At 47.5% G+C, this 16,110-nt stretch carries 18 protein-coding genes and 3 tRNA genes; 15 read left to right on the top strand and 6 right to left on the bottom strand.

Annotated elements, in window-relative coordinates; translation table 11 throughout:
* The first annotated feature begins 287 nt into the window (after positions 1–287).
* The 4 genes from VJ579_01500 to VJ579_01485 all read left to right on the top strand — a co-directional run bounded on the left by VJ579_01500 (position 288) and on the right by VJ579_01485 (position 2,860).
* Entirely contained in the window at positions 288–713 is a 426-nt protein-coding gene (locus tag VJ579_01500; protein ID HXK37722.1) for a hypothetical protein, read from the top strand.
* A 62-nt stretch (positions 714–775) separates the two neighbouring features.
* Entirely contained in the window at positions 776–2,002 is a 1,227-nt protein-coding gene (locus tag VJ579_01495; protein ID HXK37721.1) for a cysteine desulfurase, read from the top strand.
* A gap of 6 nt (positions 2,003–2,008) precedes the next feature.
* Positions 2,009–2,374, top strand: a complete 366-nt coding sequence (locus tag VJ579_01490; protein ID HXK37720.1) for an SUF system NifU family Fe-S cluster assembly protein — start codon at positions 2,009–2,011, stop codon at positions 2,372–2,374.
* A gap of 42 nt (positions 2,375–2,416) precedes the next feature.
* On the top strand, positions 2,417–2,860 hold the full coding sequence (locus VJ579_01485; protein HXK37719.1) for a hypothetical protein: 444 nt from the start codon (positions 2,417–2,419) through the stop codon (positions 2,858–2,860).
* A gap of 331 nt (positions 2,861–3,191) precedes the next feature.
* Here the strand turns inward: VJ579_01485 and VJ579_01480 are convergent.
* Positions 3,192–3,273, bottom strand: a tRNA-Leu gene (locus tag VJ579_01480).
* Between the two features lie 92 nt (positions 3,274–3,365).
* Between VJ579_01480 and VJ579_01475 the strand changes: the two genes are divergently transcribed.
* From VJ579_01475 to VJ579_01465, 3 genes are all read left to right on the top strand, one after another.
* Positions 3,366–3,447 (top strand) — tRNA-Leu (locus VJ579_01475).
* A 508-nt stretch (positions 3,448–3,955) separates the two neighbouring features.
* The gene (locus VJ579_01470) at positions 3,956–4,339 is read left to right on the top strand and encodes a hypothetical protein (protein ID HXK37718.1); all 384 of its coding nucleotides are present in this window, start codon (positions 3,956–3,958) and stop codon (positions 4,337–4,339) included.
* A gap of 79 nt (positions 4,340–4,418) precedes the next feature.
* Entirely contained in the window at positions 4,419–4,931 is a 513-nt protein-coding gene (locus tag VJ579_01465) for a hypothetical protein (protein HXK37717.1), read from the top strand.
* Positions 4,932–5,123: 192 nt separating this feature from the next.
* Here the strand turns inward: VJ579_01465 and VJ579_01460 are convergent, their stop codons facing one another.
* Positions 5,124–5,585 carry a 23S rRNA (pseudouridine(1915)-N(3))-methyltransferase RlmH gene (locus tag VJ579_01460; GenBank protein HXK37716.1) on the bottom strand — a complete coding sequence of 154 codons (462 nt, stop codon included), beginning with the start codon at positions 5,583–5,585 and terminating at the stop codon, positions 5,124–5,126.
* Positions 5,586–5,713: 128 nt separating this feature from the next.
* On the opposite strand from VJ579_01460, the gene VJ579_01455 reads away from it, so the two are divergent.
* The 4 genes from VJ579_01455 to VJ579_01440 all read left to right on the top strand — a co-directional run bounded on the left by VJ579_01455 (position 5,714) and on the right by VJ579_01440 (position 8,511).
* Positions 5,714–6,088 (top strand): hypothetical protein, encoded by a 375-nt coding sequence (locus tag VJ579_01455; GenBank protein HXK37715.1) that lies wholly within the window; start codon positions 5,714–5,716, stop codon positions 6,086–6,088.
* A 146-nt stretch (positions 6,089–6,234) separates the two neighbouring features.
* Positions 6,235–6,306 (top strand) — tRNA-His (locus tag VJ579_01450).
* A gap of 499 nt (positions 6,307–6,805) precedes the next feature.
* Positions 6,806–8,083 (top strand): hypothetical protein, encoded by a 1,278-nt coding sequence (locus VJ579_01445; protein ID HXK37714.1) that lies wholly within the window; start codon positions 6,806–6,808, stop codon positions 8,081–8,083.
* A gap of 152 nt (positions 8,084–8,235) precedes the next feature.
* Positions 8,236–8,511, top strand: coding sequence for a hypothetical protein (locus VJ579_01440; protein HXK37713.1), 276 nt, complete (start codon positions 8,236–8,238; stop codon positions 8,509–8,511).
* Positions 8,512–8,579: 68 nt separating this feature from the next.
* On the opposite strand, the gene VJ579_01435 is transcribed toward VJ579_01440, so the two are convergent.
* The 3 genes from VJ579_01435 to VJ579_01425 form a co-directional block, all read right to left on the bottom strand.
* Positions 8,580–9,056 carry a hypothetical protein gene (locus VJ579_01435; GenBank protein HXK37712.1) on the bottom strand — a complete coding sequence of 159 codons (477 nt, stop codon included), beginning with the start codon at positions 9,054–9,056 and terminating at the stop codon, positions 8,580–8,582.
* Positions 9,057–9,180: 124 nt separating this feature from the next.
* Positions 9,181–11,382, bottom strand: a complete 2,202-nt coding sequence (locus VJ579_01430; protein ID HXK37711.1) for a Tex family protein — start codon at positions 11,380–11,382, stop codon at positions 9,181–9,183.
* A gap of 115 nt (positions 11,383–11,497) precedes the next feature.
* Complete coding sequence (locus VJ579_01425; GenBank protein ID HXK37710.1) at positions 11,498–12,058, bottom strand: SIS domain-containing protein; 561 nt, start codon at positions 12,056–12,058, stop codon at positions 11,498–11,500.
* Between the two features lie 74 nt (positions 12,059–12,132).
* Between VJ579_01425 and VJ579_01420 the strand changes: the two genes are divergently transcribed.
* From VJ579_01420 to VJ579_01405, 4 genes are all read left to right on the top strand, one after another.
* Positions 12,133–12,825 carry a hypothetical protein gene (locus VJ579_01420; protein HXK37709.1) on the top strand — a complete coding sequence of 231 codons (693 nt, stop codon included), beginning with the start codon at positions 12,133–12,135 and terminating at the stop codon, positions 12,823–12,825.
* 46 nt (positions 12,826–12,871) lie between these two features.
* A complete protein-coding gene (locus VJ579_01415; protein HXK37708.1) occupies positions 12,872–13,420 on the top strand; it encodes a hypothetical protein in 549 nt (182 codons plus the stop codon).
* A gap of 45 nt (positions 13,421–13,465) precedes the next feature.
* On the top strand, positions 13,466–14,848 hold the full coding sequence (locus tag VJ579_01410) for a divalent metal cation transporter (protein HXK37707.1): 1,383 nt from the start codon (positions 13,466–13,468) through the stop codon (positions 14,846–14,848).
* 258 nt (positions 14,849–15,106) lie between these two features.
* On the top strand, positions 15,107–15,622 hold the full coding sequence (locus VJ579_01405; protein HXK37706.1) for a hypothetical protein: 516 nt from the start codon (positions 15,107–15,109) through the stop codon (positions 15,620–15,622).
* Between the two features lie 32 nt (positions 15,623–15,654).
* Here the strand turns inward: VJ579_01405 and VJ579_01400 are convergent, their stop codons facing one another.
* Positions 15,655–16,092, bottom strand: coding sequence for an Hsp20/alpha crystallin family protein (locus tag VJ579_01400; protein HXK37705.1), 438 nt, complete (start codon positions 16,090–16,092; stop codon positions 15,655–15,657).
* Between the last annotated feature and the right edge of the window lie 18 nt (positions 16,093–16,110).

Genomic DNA, 16,110 nt, shown 5'->3' with positions numbered 1-16,110 from the left:
TTTTTATTCTGCTGTTTCTTGTGGGCATAGTAGTAGCGGGGGATATTTTCCGCAATCTTGGCATGTCTCGCTCTGGTCCGCGTTCATCGTATGCCCGATACGTCTCACTGCGGTCCTCGCTCCGACATGCCAACCTTGCGAAAAATCTCTCGCCGTTCCATTAAGGTACACAAGTGAAATCCTCGCCGTTTCATGGTGTGGAGTGGGTGAAATGCGTAAATACGGGGAGGGGTTTACAGGTGCAAATATGTGTGGTAGTTCTAAGTCAGGAAAACCCAGGAGGTTTTATGATGCACAACATCGAGCAGCTCGTTCTTGCCGAAGCGATGGTGCGTGCCGCGGAGAAGAGCGTGGAGCGTGCGCAGCAGGCGCTGGATCGGAACAAAGGGATTTTGCGCGATGAGACGCACAAGATCATCGAGCTCATCATGCCGGTGTTCGTCGTCGCGCTCGGCAAGTTCTTCGCGAAGAAGTATTTCACGCCAAACCTGAACACGGTCTGCTTGACCTTCAACATCCCTGAGCGGAAGGTCTCCGTCGACCTCGTGTTGGTGGGGCAAGACGGCCTGGAGCCAACGGAGTATTTCACTGCCGACGATATCGCGTCGCTCAATGAGGAATTCTCCCTCCTGTTCAATCCGAAGCTCAAGGAGCTCGAGATCGCGCTCACCTTTGGAGGCTTTCTCTTCCCCGTGGAATATCTTCAGCAGTAAGCAAAGCCCCCGCTTGGGGGCTTTTTGTTTGCAACTTTTTTATGCGGACGTATACTCGATTCATGACATACGATCTTATTGGCATTCGCAAAGATTTTCCGCAACTCGCAAGTGGAAGTGCGCACTACCTCGATTCGCAGGCTACTTCACTTACGCCACGCGCGGTGATTGATGCGCAGGATGACTATTATCTCCATGCACGCGCAAATACGCATCGAGCAATATTTCCTGAAGCAGCGCGTGCAACCGAACTTTATGAGGACGCAAGAAATAAAATTGCTGCATTTATCGGCGCGGAGCCAGACGAGATAATTTTTACTGGCGGAGCGACTGAATCTTCAAACATGCTCATACGTATGCTTGATGAAACGCCTGCATTTTGGGAAAACGGAAAAAATACTGTAGTGACGAGTGTGATGGAACATCACGCCTCACTCGTACCATTACAGCAGTTGGTGAAGCGTCGAGGACTTTCGCTCGGGCACGTTGCACTGCAGAAAGACTCTGTGCGATTGAATATTGCTGAGGCAGAGAAATTGATCACTGATGACACTGCAATTGTGTCGGTCATGCTCGCGTCGAATGTGACAGGCACGATAAATCCTATTTCTACTATTGCAGCAATCGCCCATGCGCATGCAGCATTTATGATTGTGGATGCGACTGCTGCTATCGGGCATATTCCGGTTAATGTGCATGCTCTTGGAGCAGATGCGCTTTACTTTTCAGGCCACAAAATTTTGGGGCCAACTGGTGTGGGGGTGCTCTGGGTAAAGCGAGAACTTCTCGAAACACTATCGCCAGCGGTTTTTGGAGGGCATATGATTGCGGAGGTCAGCAAGAATGATGCTGAGTGGTCTGGTATTCCTGATCGATTTGAACCCGGAACGAAAAACATCGGAGGAGTGATTGCGCTCGGTGCTGCTATCGATTATTTGATGCATATCGGAGTTGAGCATATTCACGAGCATGTTGGGGGACTTGTCTCAAAAACCATTACGGGACTTTTGCAGATAGAAGGAGTCCATGTGATTGCAGAGCATGATGATGTACTGAATATCGGCGACGTCGCATTCATTTGTGATTTTGCACACCCTCATGATGTTGCAGAAATTCTCGGTCGACATGGTGTTGCTGTGCGCCCAGGACATCATTGTGCATTGCCTTACCATGAGGAGCTTGGTGTTGCCGCGACGACACGAGTAAGTTTCTATCTCTACAACAACGAAAGTGATATTGATGGATTAGTGGAAGCGTTAAAAGAAGTGCGTAAACTGTTTGTTGACTAAAATTCTATGGATTCACTTTATCAAGCACATATTTTGGAACATTATAAGCATCCGCACCACAAACAAGTGATGAACGATGCAGATTTGATGCACCGAGGAAAGAATGTGTCCTGCGGAGATGATCTAACATGGTATATCAAGTGGGAAGAGGGAAATATTAAAAAGGTTTCAGAGGCAAGCTTCGATGGTTACGGTTGCGCTATTTCTCAAGCCGCAGCATCGCTGCTTTCCGATAAGCTGAGGGGTATGACCGAAGAAGAGATAAAGTCGCTCACTAGAGAGGATATGCTTGCTTTGCTTCATGTAGATATTGGTCCGATGCGAGAAAAGTGTGCAATGCTCGCCTTGAACACCCTAAAGGAAATGATCTAATTGAAGTATGCTATACTTATGGTTAAGTTAACACTAAATCATATGGAAAAAACATCCACATTGTTTAAAACAATTTTCGGTTTTATTCTCGCAGGTCTCGCTTTCTCGGGATATCTTTCGGGAGTGAAGATCTTTACCGCAACATGCGCTTTTGGTTCTCAGTGTCCATACTTCCTTGGCTATCCTGCGTGTTACACTGGCTTCCTGGTGTATGCAGTACTCACCGTGCTCATGATCATGGCACAAGTGAAGAATGGATTCACGAAGGGTCTGTTGGTGGCAGTCACAGGGTTTTCACTTTTTGGCGCATTATTCTCGGGCTATCTTACTGCAGGAGAATTGCCGATTCTCTTCTCGGATGGATTCATGGCATTCGTATATAGTTTGCCATTGTGTTCAGTTGGATTCCTCTTTTATACGATCATCTTTATTCTAAGCCTTAAGGCGGGGAAGAAGATGGGTGGGGGAGTACCTGCGCAGATGTAATAATCAAAAAACCAGACGGGAGTCTGGTTTTTTGTTTTGTGGGCACGGGGAGACTTGGTCACAAGTCACTAGAGAAGATGACTCGAGGGGTCAACTCACCTCTATATTTCTGTTCGCTCATCACTCCAGAAATATAGGGTGGTTCCTCCCCGGACTCACTCGTCCTCGCTCCCAAAGCTTCGCTGTGGGCGTAGTTCCGTCTTGCTTGGCGGTATGAAGCTTGCCCCAAGCTTCATGAATATCCGCCTCGCACCCGGCTCCGTCTTTCAAGTCCCTCCGTACCTCGCAATGACAAACAAAAACAATGCTCGCGCATTGTTTTTGGTCATTGTGGGCACGGGGAGACTTGAACTCCCATGGGTTTCCCCATACGCTTCTGAGACGTACGCGTATACCAATTCCGCCACGTGCCCTTTTGTTTGTATTCGCAGTCTAGCATATTAAAGGAATATTTAAAGGCACTTGATTTCTTCTGGCGTTCTGCTATAGTGACTCCACAATAAATGTCCGGGTGGCGAAATTGGTAGACGCACTACCTTGAGGTGGTAGCGGGGTAACCCATGGAGGTTCAAGTCCTCTCTCGGACACAACGATACAAAAAAGAGCGCAAGCTCTTTTTTGTTTTATCGTTGCGATCCGAGCGAGGACTTGAAAGGCGGAGGCCGCGAAGCCGGCCGCTGAGGTTCCGACCGAAGCGGTCGTAGCCGAGCCGGGGTCGCGAGCACTTAGTCGCAGCGAGGCGTAGCCGAAGCGAGACTTAGTGACTTGTGACAAAGTCCTCTCTCGGACTCTAATACTTTGAGAGTCGTGCTCAAGTCCCGACTCCTATTCCGCGCGGCTTTGCGCTCAATCAAACACAAACCCAAAGGGTTTTTGTTTGCCCTTGTATTAGATATATCTGATTTAGTACGCGAAGCGTTCCAAGAGGTAAAAACCTAAAAGGTTTTTCGCCTCCCTAATCTATTGATATGTCTGATTTAGTGCGGCCCTGCGCTCAATGAAACTCAAACCGGAACGGTTTTACGTTTCCCTCTGCATCGTAACTGTATCGCATTAGTATTTCGCATTTCCCCATTTCTCTGCTATCATCCCCCTATGACCGAACCCCTGTCTCTCCGCCATCTTCTCTCTTCATCACGCGATACTTTTACTTCTATGCATTCAGCAGGAGACTTTGGAGCACACACATCCGCTGTTACACGCATGCTGGCTGCGCCACGTATCAATAGCATTGAGCTCTTTGCATATGGCGAAGAGTATCTACCACGCACCGAGGATCTCCCTCATCATGGCATGGCCGCGTATTTCAAAATGATGGGTATGCTCATGGGGCTTTCGACAGCGCAGCGCGAGCTTGTGCTCGATGCGGAAGCATTTTGTAATAGTAATCCTGAGTCGCTCACCATTGATGACTATGCACTCCGTCAGCGATTTGTTTGGGAGCGTAGTCCTGAATTGCCAGAACCATTTGACGAATAATCAAGTGGTTTTTATTTCGTTGACAGTGCATTGCCCCATGCTATAACTGAGCAGGATATTTCCAAACAAAGGAGAGCGTATGCTCTGGCTTACCTATACAGTACTCAGTGTGTTCTTTTTCTTCGCATTGCTCATTTCCGCTAAAGCGACGAAAAGAGCACTCAAAGTTCCTGCGCTGCTCGTTAGTGCGGTTGGGTGCGCGCTTGTGGTATTCGTGCTGCTCTACATTCCTCTACAGGTGAGTGCACGAAAAGTCGTGTGGTCCGAGATGGTAAAGCTTTCACCACTCTCGCGACCGCACAAAGCCGTTGTCTATGTCATTGCTGTTGCAGTATCGAATGATGGCGATACGAAGAAAGATGCCTATATCGTGAATCTCGATAGTGAAGGGTTTCCGTCACAAGGAATATTCACTGAAGGAGAGGTGCGTCTTTCTTTTGAGCAACGTGATGGCGGAGTCATCGAAAAGAGGACGATAAACATCGTCGGAAAAGCGCTTTGGTTCACGGCTGATCAGCCCCGCGTTGAATACATCATCAGGGTGCCCATCGGTTCCATGGAACGACCTGCTCGTGTGAAAGAATTCTGGTAATAGTACAAAATCAAAAACGCACCCTTGGTGCGTTTTTTCTTTGCGATAAATGTTCCAATTCGCATTGTTGTAAATAGAAGATTTTGGATGCAGTTTGCGTTGCTGGAACTGCGAGAATTTTAACGAGATGTATTATCATACATTGAGTGAATCTCGCAGTGAAGCAATGTAAAATGCGCCAAAATATGCTATTTAACCTGCGTGGTGGTAGGGGGAGCCCTTCTGAATAGCCAACCCTCGATACACTTGCTCCATCGCCATGATACGTGCGAGATCGTGCGGGAAGATCATGTCACTAAATGCAACGATGTTTTGCGCACGCGCACGGACTTCATCATTCATTCCATATGCTCCACCCACGGCAATCACTACACGCTTGCCGTCCTGCTCTGCACGCTCGAGGAGCTCAGCAAATTTTTCTGATGAGAACTTCTTTCCGCGTTCATCGAATACGATGACATAGTCCGTTGGCTTCATAGTGATGAGCATAGCAGTGCTCTCGCCATCGCGAAGTTCATCTGGTGTTTTACCTTTCCCCGTAATGAGCCGCTCCTCAATCGAAGCTGAGCGTGCGATTTTCACAGTATACGAATCCTTGAGCAGGAGGGCATCGTTATCCCATTTCCCTCCGCCAAAAAGAAAGAGTATTTTCATGTATTCAGCGTAACATGCTTACTATCCTTTGCAAGCAAAAGCTTGACAATGCTTGATATTTTGGTAGAACTTATCTAGTTAAATTTTTGTTACGTGCTATTTCCATACCTACAACCAAGAGGTATTCCATGGAAATCTTTACGAACCTGACGCTCCTCAATGATGGTACTCTTGGACCATATTGCAAGTTGCTTAGTAAGCAGTTGTATTGGTTCATTGTATTTCTTGTTGCATTTTGGCTCGAAGATGTCGATACGCTTATGGAGATCGTCTATGACGATAAGCATATTCTCCCACGACATGCACACGCGTTGGCAGGGAAGGCGACGCTGTCGGTCATTCGGCGTTATGTTGCTCATCAGTATATGACGTATCGTATCCTTCGAGACGTGAGTGCAAAGTTTAGGCACTCGCTCTACGATATCTGGCTGCTGCTCCCCGAACTGCGACCTTCTGTCGATGCAGTGCGTAAAGAGTTGGGTCAATTACGTTCTATTGCCTAGTGTTTGTATTGTTTCGCATCCTTGTGGTTTACCATAAGGATGCTTTTTCTTTTATATTATTGTCACTTGATTTTTCAAGAAAACCTGTTATTATCGCTCCATAACGTTTAAGACCCAACGGGTCTCGCAATGTTATATATCGAATGGTCCTTATGGTGTAGTGGTTAGCACTGAGGTTTGTGGAACCTCCAGCCAGGGTTCAAATCCCTGTAGGGACCCAATAAAGAAAACACTCGCAGAAATTCTGCGAGTGTTTTCTTTTTGCGGTCCCGGTCGCCCCGAGTGGCCTGCAAGAAAGCAAAGCTTTCGCGCAGAGGCCACTCGGAGGCGAACAGGGATTTGAAGCCCGGAGGCCGCGAAGCCAATGTTCTTTGCGGCAAAGAACATTGTGGCCGAGGGCGGGCCCGGGCGCACACCATATTCTGCGAATGCATGGAGCAGAATATGGATGTGACGCAGGGCAAATCTCTTTTTAATTCGCATGCGAAGCATACATTAATAATTAGAAGGCCGTGATAAATCCAGCCGTGCTCACGGTCGGCGAGTCGGGGTAGCGAGCACTTTGTCTTTTGGCGACTCGTCGCCAAAAGACTTAGTGACTTGTGACTAAATCCCTATAGGTATGAATTCGTATTTTATGTAACACAATACAAATCTCATTTTGCATTATTGCACCCAACTGCTTGCCGCCTATCTCATGTTTGTTACAATGAATCCATGAGATCTCCTAAAATCGTTGGTTGGGGTTATATCGTACTGGCAATACTCTTTCTCTATTTTATTTTTCTAGGCCCTGAAGGGACTGGGGCGGTGGGTGCTTTAACCATATTGAAAGAGCCAATGCTGTTCCCTTTGGCCTTACCGTTATTGGTGATGTTCCTGTATCGTGCAAAAAAGTTGCTCTCTAAAGAGAACGAAATTTCGTCAGTTTCAAGCAAGGTCCCTCGTGTTGCCAAGACTTCTATGCTTGTTTTCATTGGCTTATTTCCACTCGCAGGTATTATTCTTGGTTTGATCGCGATGGCGAACGATAATGGTTTTGGAGCGCTCTTCGGTATGGTCCTTGCGGGCGTTTCGTTCGTCATCCTTGTTATATATATTCTCCTGTTTGTCATTCATCGGGGGAATGATAGGGAAGAAGCCACCATGTCGAATGAGCCATTGATCGATGCAAATACTCCCGTGCTCCAAAAGAGTCCCAAGGAAGTTAGCAAATTCGAGGTTGTCGTCTTTGGTTTACTCTCTCTGTTGTTCGTTAGTTTTGTGATCAGTATCATTTCGGATCATTTCGAGCAAAAACAGATGAAAAATCAGTCGGACGTTCGCGCTGAGCGGAGCGAGGCATTCGTCCAGATGGTGGATACTATTCCACTCAATGCAAAAAAAGATGAAATAATAAAAATTTGCAGCGATTTCAAGACGAATGGACCGGGTGCTCGTGATGCAGGAGGGAACATGATACTCGATTGTAGTGCTGAATATCAGGATAAGAATTCTTTGCTTGCTGATGTTCCTTATCTGCCAGACCCTGCAGTATTCGAAAGGGATCAGAACGGAATGACTTATGATTATTATAGGAGCATTACTCCGATCGTCGCGACACATATTTCTAGAATTTTTGACCTGGCTGAGCAAAGCTGTTCAGGGAATGTTCAAATCCTTACGCTTCTCGGGCGAGGGGGCTTTATCGGCGAAGCATCGATCCTACTCATTGATGGTTCTGCTGTAGCGATCTCATCGGGAAGAGCCGTGTTGCCTCGTTATGATGAGAAACTCATTTCTTCAGTGCCAAATGGTACGGCCGCTGTTTGTGGACAAAACTTTAGCCAACTTAGCCTTTCCCCGATCATCTCTTTTGGATGGAAGGGGGAGATGGTTAGATTTGCACGTCTCGATGTGATTCATTTTTCGAACCAAGCTGAGTATTTCGATATGTTCAAGAGTGAATATGCTGATCTTGAAACATATTTCAGCAAACAGAAGTCAATGAAGTAGGGAACGATTTTCATATTCTTGAAAATTTTGAATCGTCATATCTTTCTATCCACCAAAAATATCTCGCATATCTACCATGACGGCACTCCATTTACCTCTGGAATATGAGTACGAGAAGGTGTAATTATATATGAATTTGTTATACTTTTTTCATGGACATAAGCTCGCATTGGCAAACTTTTGATTTGAAGATCGCCGTAACTGTTTTTGTTGCTTACATGATAGTCGATGCAATGTATGCTTATTATACGATTGCGGTTACGAACAAAAGGCCTTTTGCCTCTGCTAGTGTCGGTGCACTGATGCATTTCCTCATCGCTTTTGGTGTTCTTAATTATGTGCAGAATTATTTGTATATAGTGCCACTCGCGATTGGTTCTTGGATCGGAACTTATCTTGTCGTCAGACATGATCTGAAAAATAAGTAATTTGAAAATCGCCTCGGCGGTTTTCATTTCCTCCAATAAAAACAGGCGCCACCTTGGCGCCTGTATTTTTATTTCTTGTTGAGCTTTCCGACGATGAACATGCCATCAGGGAAGCGCTCCATCGTGACCGAACTCTCATCGAGCTTCATGCCCTTGGCTTCGAGTTCCGCGATCTGACGCTTGAACTTGGCGATGTCATAATTACCATCACCGCCTTGCGTCCGGATGTTCTTCGTGTCACCGCCACGCCCCCCGGCGTAGTAGGTGACCGAGCCGGTGTAGTACACGAAGAGGGTGAACGTCTTCTCCTCGTCGATGCCGATGATTTCGTTGTCGTGACCAAGGAGTCGAGCGGTGAACGCTTTGTGTCCAACCGTGCTCCCCAGCGTATACGCACGCTTCTGGTCGATGGCAGGTTTGATCGCGAGGTAGAAGAGGGCGAGACAGATGATGCTCACGATCGCAGCCGCGATGAGATAGAACCAGATGGGGAACTCTCTTTCTCTGGGTGTATTGTTCTGCTGCGGTGAGTTGAACATACTCATGGGAACATCCTTTTGAGCGCTCGCAACTGCGAGCTTGGTTTCGGCCTGAATGAGTTATACAATAAGTATCACAAATGTCAATGGTATACTACTAATACAAAAACTAGAGCTCTCGCTCTAGCTTTTATTTCACCCTTTTCAGTCCTATCCTTTTCCTCTCTACCTCCACCTCCATCACTTCGACATTTACCACATCACCCACCTTCACGATGGTGTGGGGATCTTTCACAAAAGTATCTGAGAGCTGTGAGATATGAATGAGTCCGTCTTGATGCACGCCGATGTCAACGAATACTCCGAACGCAGCGACATTCGTTACTACTCCTTCAAGCACCATTCCTTTCTTTAAGTCCTTGAGTGTCTCTACTCCTTCAGTAAATGTCGCAGTTTTGAACTCAGGTCGTGGATCACGGCCAGGCTTCTCGAGCTCTTTGATGATATCGGTAATTGTTGGAATACCGAACTGTGCATCCGCATACTTGGCTGGCTCAATAGCCTTGAGTACTTCACTTTTTCCGATGACCTCCTTCAGACTGAGCTTTAAGTCCTTCAATATCTTCTTAACGACAGGATAGGACTCAGGGTGGACACCTGAGGCATCGAGTGGATCCTCGCCATTTGTGATGCGCAAGAATCCTGCTGCCTGCTCGAACGCCTTGTCTCCCAGGCGAGGAACATCATGGAGTTCTTTGCGGGTGTGAAACATTCCTTTCTTCTCACGAAAAGCAACGATTGCTTGTGCGACACTTGCTGAAAGTCCAGACACGCGCGCAAGGAGTGGGCTCGAGGCGGTATTCACATCGACCCCGACTGCATTCACACAATCTTCGACGACAGCATCAAGTGAGCGTGCGAGGTCAGGTTGATTCACGTCATGTTGATATTGTCCAACACCGATCGATTTCGGATCGATTTTCACAAGTTCCGCGAGTGGGTCCTGTAAGCGACGTGCGATGGACACTGCGCCACGAATGGAAACATCGAGATCGGGTAATTCTTTTGATGCATATGCCGATGCAGAGTATACTGATGCGCCCGCCTCAGAGACAACGAGTTTTGCGAGTTTGAGTTCGGGTTCACGTTTAATGAGTTCAATTGCAAGTTTATCTGTTTCACGCGAAGCGGTGCCATTGCCGATGGAGAGTAGTGAAACATGATGTTTCTTCGCAAGACTGGTTAGTGTTTTGAGTGCACCCTCCCAATCATTGTGTGGCTGGTGTGGGTAAATGGTTGCATGTTCAAGTACTTTGCCTGTTGCATCAACAACAGCAACCTTTGTCCCAGTGCGGAGGCCCGGGTCAAGTCCCATTGTGACACGGTGTCCTGCAGGTGCTGCAAGGAGAAGCGCCTTGAGATTGCGCGCGAATACATTGATCGCTTCTTCCTCCGCATGCTCACGCAACTTGCCCATAAGATCAGTCTCAAGATGAGGAAATATCTTTCCTCTCCAGGAGAGGCGTACTGTATCAAGAAGCCAGGGGTCTGCGGGGCGTCCTCGGTCTTCGATATGATACTGATCTGCGATACGTTCCTCGCATGGATTGTGTGGATCCGAAAGTTTCGGACGCTCTTTTTCACTATCGAGCCTCAAGTTTATCGAAAGGATTCCCTCGTTCTGGGCGCGGAGTAGTGCAAGTGCGCGATGTGAGGGAATGTGTACTAATGGTTCATTGTAGTCGAAATAGTCTGCAAACTTTTCTCCTTCCTTTTCTTTTCCTTCATTAACCTTCGCGTCGACGACGCCGTGCTTGATGATGTAGCCACGGAGTGATTTCAGGAGTTCTGCTTCTTCGGCGAAGCGCTCCATGAGGATTGCACGTGCGCCTTCGAGGGCGGTCTTTGTGTCGGGTACTCCAGGATTTTCTCCAGCTTCGACCTTGAATGCGGGACGCAAAAACTTGACTGCTTCAGTTTCAGGATTGAGTCTCGGGTCTTTGAGAAGACTTTCAGCAAGTACATCAAGTCCAGCTTCGATTGCAATCTGTGCCTTTGTGCGACGCTTTGGCTTGTAGGGGAGGTAGAGGTCCTCGAGTCGCGTTTTGTCTTCTGCTTGCTGAATCGATGCAAGAAGTTCGGGTGTCATCTTGCCTTGCTCCTCGATGGAGGCAATAATCGCAGTGCGGCGCTCCTCAAGCTCACGCATGTAGCGCAATTTCTCTTCAAGGAGGCGCAATTGAGTATCGTCGAGACTACCGGTAACTTCTTTGCGATAACGAGCAATGAATGGAACAGTCGAGCCCTCGTCGAGTAATTTGATTGCGGCAATAATCTGGGTGGCTTTCGCGTGGAGCAGGGTTGCAAGTCGTTGTTCGATGGTAGGAAGCATAGGTGTACGGTTTTGTGTGCTCATCATAGCATGCTGGTCCCATGGGGAGGGTATTGCTCACCAGCGGGGTCGTGTGTTGCAAAAACACCATGCCTTGTGGGCATGGTGTTTTATTTTATTTGAAGCTGTTTTCCATCTCAGCGCACAATGCATCGAGAATGAAAAGATGCATTTCTTGGATACGTGATCCGTCCTCTGATGGAATGATCATCTCTGCGTCACAAATGCCTTTCATTTTTCCGCCACCCTTACCAATGAGGGCAATGGTCTTCATGCCGAGTTCCTTTGCTCTTACTGCTGCACGAATGACATTTTCTGAGTTGCCACTCACGGAGAGTGCGACGAAAATATCGTCGGCCTCACCAAAAGCTTCAACTTGACGTACAAACTCCTCAGCAAAACCAAAATCATTACCAATCGCGGTGAGCACTGATGGGTCCGATGCGAGTGAGAGGGCAGGATATGCCTCGTGTTCCTTTTGGAATTTCACTACAAATGCGAGTGCGAAGCGTTGCGCTTCTCCTGCACTGCCACCGTTTCCTGCAACGAGAATCTTCCTGCGATGAGGAACTGCCTCACTGAGTATTTCGACTGCGTTACTAAATCCTGAGTGGAGTGCTTCGTCGTCATGTATCGCCATGACAACATGAGCCAAACTATCGATGTGCGCTTTCATGAGTAAATAATACCATATATTATAGACATTTCGGCACGCGTTGCTGTTCTCCTTGCGGATGTTATTCTTAAGTGATGAAAGCATTGATATTTGGAAATCATCCAGAAAATATCACGGATCTCGTGAAAAAATATGATTTTACAATTGTGGAAAATAACCCTGACTTTGTCATTAGTTTTGGAGGGGATGGCACGCTCATACTCTCAGAGTTTATGTATCCTGAAATTCCGAAGATCGTGCTGCGTGATAGTAATATTTGCAAGATGTGTAAGTTTGGTTCAGGAACTTTTGAAAATGAAGAAGTTTTGCGTCGCGTACGCGATGGTGAGTATCACATTGCCGATGTATGGAAGCTCGAGGCGCAGGCAAAAGGGAAAACATTGATTGGTCTTAATGACATTACCGTCCACAATACTGATCCGCGTCACGGTATTCGCTATAAGATCACCGTTGATGGGAGTATGGAGCTTCATGAAGTCATTGGTGACGGAGTGGTGGTTGCGACACCATTTGGGTCAACGGGTTATTATCGTAGTATTACCGATAGTTATTTCGAGACAGGAATCGGGCTCGCTTTCAATAATAGTACAGAGCAAGCGGATCATGTCGTACTTGCGGAGCAACGCACCGTCGTCCTCAAGCTGACGCGAGGCCCCGCAAATATCTATGCGGACAATCAGGAGGAGGTTATTGCACTTGAAACGGGGGAGAGTGTTACTATAAAAAAGGCAGAAAAATCTGCACGAATAGTCCGTGTAGTGGAATAGCAACAAAGAGGCGAGTGCCTCTTTTTTGTTTGCTATAATGATTGTTATGTTATTACCGACGCAAATCAAGTTCAATAGCCACGACTGCACCCTCATGCTTGGTGTTGCACATTTGGAAATACCCGAGGAGATCAAGGTGGTTGGCGCTTCAAATGGATTAACACTGAAATCAGAATTTCATATTAGTATCGTTGTGTCCGATAATGCACGACGCGTACATGATTTGGTTGAAGAGTTCCAGCAATTTAATGAAACATTACAAAATCTAGAGACATTGGCGAAAGCGCAAGATTGGTCATATGAGCGCCTTGGAAGATACTCGTTACATGAGGAAATTTATACAAGAGAGCGACTCATGGAGGCGGGGAAAAGTGATGTCCCTCCGCATATTCGTCGCGCTATTGTTGAGCGCGTGCATGTGCCGGGGATCGAGCAGTATTACCATGGACTCTCTGCGCTGCTTGGGCCAAGTTTTGAAGTTCCTCTGACGCATATCACTATATATTCTTGGTCTGATTTTGCGCCACTGGAATTGCGGGGCATCAGTATTTTGAAAGATGAGGATTATAAGCGTACATTGATTCGCGAGCTCTAAAACGCCTGTTTACGGCGTTTTATGATATGATGAAGCAAACATATTATGAACGAAGAACAATTCGAACATGCACTCGAGAAAGCTTTTGAGGAACCCTCGAAGCTGCTCGATGAAGGCATAGAGTTCATCCAAAAAGAGGAGCAGATGCTCATTAGTAAAAAACCATTCAAGGTTGCGGAAGAATACTGGGAGACGATCGGTCCGGGTCTCACTACGGGCGCCGCAGATGATGATCCATCAGGAATTGCGACCTATTCTCAAACAGGTGCGCAGTATGGACCACAGCTCATTTGGCTTTCTGCCTTTTCGTTTCCATTCATGGCTACAGTGCAGGAAATGTGTGCACGCATTGGGCTGGTGACGGGTCATGGCCTTGCAGCGAATATTCGCAAGAACTATCCCCGCTGGACACTGTATCTTATTACATCAGTGCTTCTTATTGCGAATACATTCAACATCGGTGCGGATTTTGGTGCGATGGCGCAGGGAGTGCAGCTCATATTCCCAAAGATGAGTTTCGCTCTTCTTGTGATTGGTTTTGGTGTTGTGAGTGCGTTGCTCCAAATTTTTACCACATATGCGCGGTACGCGAAGATTTTGAAATATCTTTCATTCACTCTTCTCGCATATATCTTTGCTGCACTCATGAGTGAACTGAACTGGCCAGATGTATTTAGGCACCTTGCGATGCCTTCCATGACCTTTGATAAGGATCAAATTCTTCTGGTCTGCGCCATCTTGGGTACAACGATTTCTCCTTATCTTTTCTTCTGGCAAACTGCACAAGAAGTCGAAGAACAGAATTTGCAGGGAAAGGAAGATGAAAATCTTTGGCAGCAGAATATCGAACCAGGAACGATCAAGAAGATGCGTAAAGATGTGGTGAGTGGAATGTTCTTTTCGAATCTTGTCATGTTCTTCATTATCGCTGCATGTGCGGGTACCCTCTTCACGCATGGGGTGACGAACATTGCAACTGCGGCAGACGCAGCCGAGGCACTACGACCATTTGCGGGCGATCTGGCTTTCTATCTCTTCGCCATTGGTATCGTAGGCGTTGGTATGCTCGCGATCCCCGTGCTTGCGGGTTCGAGCGCGTATGCTATTTCTGAGAGTTTCGGTTTTAAGCACGGTCTCTACCGCAAGCTCAAAGAGGCGTATGCATTCTATGGCGTCATCATTGTTTCTGTGGTTATTGGAATCGGATTGAATTTCATCGGACTTGATCCAATGAAAGCACTTATCTATTCCGCAGTTGCAAACGGCATCGTTGCGCCGATAGCTCTTGTTTTCATTGTGAAGATAAGCAGTAGCAAGGAAATCATGGGTGAGTACGCAAACAGCAGGCTCCTCAGCACGCTTGGGTGGGTGACGATCGGCATGATGTCAGTCGCTGGCGTTGCGGCAATAATTTCACTCTTTTACTAGAAAAACAGGGGAGACCCTGTTTTTTGTCTTGCAAAATATGAACACATGTGTTAGATATTGTCTAGGACAACTTCTTTACAGGGGGCGCTCGTGCGCATCAATCGAAATACGGCCTCTTCCTTGGTTTCCGTGCTGCTTCTGCTCACCTTTTCAGCGTGCTCCGGCAGCAGGGGTCATGATGACTCTGCTCTCGACAAACCCATTCTCGTGAGCACGCAGTGCGACACGGGCGCGGCGATCAGTCCGACCAGCGTGCGGGTGAACTATGGCGACCGGCCTACCTTCAGCATTACGCTTTCGGGTGGCTACAGCATTCAGACCATCTACTGCAACTCGGGCGGTTCGCTCGTGGGGACGCAGTTCACGATGGGTTCCGTGCAGGGTGCGGACAATGTCCACGTCGTCACGCAGAACAGGTGGGTCGGCTCTTCCGTGCAAGGCGAGCTGACCGAATCTGCGAAGTCAATCGTGACGAGCGCATCGGGTACGGAGTCCATTCGGGCGGAGCGTTATGCAGTGAGTGAGATCACTGCGACGGTGAATGCTGAGGCGGGTGCAAAGCTCATGCTGCGCACGGAACTCTTCGGCAAGACCGTCACGGTCCCGCTTGTCGAGAGTGTCTCCGGGATCCATGAGGCTCGCTTCATGCTCGGAGATATTGTCTCAGCCACAGGCACCGAATCCCTTCCCGAGGTGATGCAATTCGACATCATCCGTGAAGGTGCGAGTGAGAAGAACACGCACGGAGCGCTGTTCATCGCAGTGCACAAGTAAACAACGCCGCCGGCCTCGGGCCGGCGGTTTTCTTATTCTTCTCTGATGTTGATTCTCGATTTTTGTTCCTCTGATTTTTTCGGAAGGATGATTGTGAGTACACCATTTTTCGTTTTCGCTTCAATGCCACTACGATCTACTCCAGTAGGAAGTGTGATTGTGCGAGCAAAAGACCCTTCTTCTCGCTCCATGCGATAGTAGTCCGAATCTTTTTTACCCTCCTCTTCTTCGCGCGAGACGCTTCCGCTGAGGGTGAGCATATTATCTTCAACGTCAATATGTACGTCTTTTGCTGCTATGCCAGGGATGTTTGCAGTGACGACGAGATGCTTTGCTTCATCGCGTACATCAATGCGAGGGAATCCAAGGAGTCTACCGGTGCGCTCCTCGAATAGACTTGGGAGACGCATGTCCCCGGTGAAAAAATCTTCGAAGAAGTTGTCGCGATAGGGAAGTAAATGTTTATGCATATACTATGGTTATTTGCT

Source organism: Candidatus Paceibacterota bacterium (assembly GCA_035583355.1).
Lineage (GTDB): Bacteria > Patescibacteriota > Minisyncoccia > Phycocordibacterales > UBA6899 > JAJZQJ01.
Note: the sequence above shows the minus strand (reverse complement) of the source record. Positions and strands in the feature narration are given on the sequence as shown.

What these genes read in the sequence shown, in the direction of transcription:
- VJ579_01465 (HXK37717.1), top strand. Translation starts at nt 4,419, where the DNA reads ATGCTCTGGCTTACCTATACAGTACTCAGTGTGTTCTTTTTCTTCGCA.
- VJ579_01470 (HXK37718.1), top strand. Translation starts at nt 3,956, where the DNA reads ATGACCGAACCCCTGTCTCTCCGCCATCTTCTCTCTTCATCACGCGAT.
- VJ579_01490 (HXK37720.1), top strand. Translation starts at nt 2,009, where the DNA reads ATGGATTCACTTTATCAAGCACATATTTTGGAACATTATAAGCATCCG.
- VJ579_01430 (HXK37711.1), bottom strand. Translation starts at nt 11,382, where the DNA reads ATGCTTCCTACCATCGAACAACGACTTGCAACCCTGCTCCACGCGAAA.
- VJ579_01420 (HXK37709.1), top strand. Translation starts at nt 12,133, where the DNA reads ATGAAAGCATTGATATTTGGAAATCATCCAGAAAATATCACGGATCTC.
- VJ579_01460 (HXK37716.1), bottom strand. Translation starts at nt 5,585, where the DNA reads ATGAAAATACTCTTTCTTTTTGGCGGAGGGAAATGGGATAACGATGCC.
- VJ579_01410 (HXK37707.1), top strand. Translation starts at nt 13,466, where the DNA reads ATGAACGAAGAACAATTCGAACATGCACTCGAGAAAGCTTTTGAGGAA.
- VJ579_01425 (HXK37710.1), bottom strand. Translation starts at nt 12,058, where the DNA reads ATGAAAGCGCACATCGATAGTTTGGCTCATGTTGTCATGGCGATACAT.
- VJ579_01435 (HXK37712.1), bottom strand. Translation starts at nt 9,056, where the DNA reads ATGAGTATGTTCAACTCACCGCAGCAGAACAATACACCCAGAGAAAGA.
- VJ579_01445 (HXK37714.1), top strand. Translation starts at nt 6,806, where the DNA reads ATGAGATCTCCTAAAATCGTTGGTTGGGGTTATATCGTACTGGCAATA.
- VJ579_01415 (HXK37708.1), top strand. Translation starts at nt 12,872, where the DNA reads ATGTTATTACCGACGCAAATCAAGTTCAATAGCCACGACTGCACCCTC.
- VJ579_01400 (HXK37705.1), bottom strand. Translation starts at nt 16,092, where the DNA reads ATGCATAAACATTTACTTCCCTATCGCGACAACTTCTTCGAAGATTTT.
- VJ579_01485 (HXK37719.1), top strand. Translation starts at nt 2,417, where the DNA reads ATGGAAAAAACATCCACATTGTTTAAAACAATTTTCGGTTTTATTCTC.
- VJ579_01440 (HXK37713.1), top strand. Translation starts at nt 8,236, where the DNA reads ATGGACATAAGCTCGCATTGGCAAACTTTTGATTTGAAGATCGCCGTA.
- VJ579_01495 (HXK37721.1), top strand. Translation starts at nt 776, where the DNA reads ATGACATACGATCTTATTGGCATTCGCAAAGATTTTCCGCAACTCGCA.
- VJ579_01500 (HXK37722.1), top strand. Translation starts at nt 288, where the DNA reads ATGATGCACAACATCGAGCAGCTCGTTCTTGCCGAAGCGATGGTGCGT.
- VJ579_01455 (HXK37715.1), top strand. Translation starts at nt 5,714, where the DNA reads ATGGAAATCTTTACGAACCTGACGCTCCTCAATGATGGTACTCTTGGA.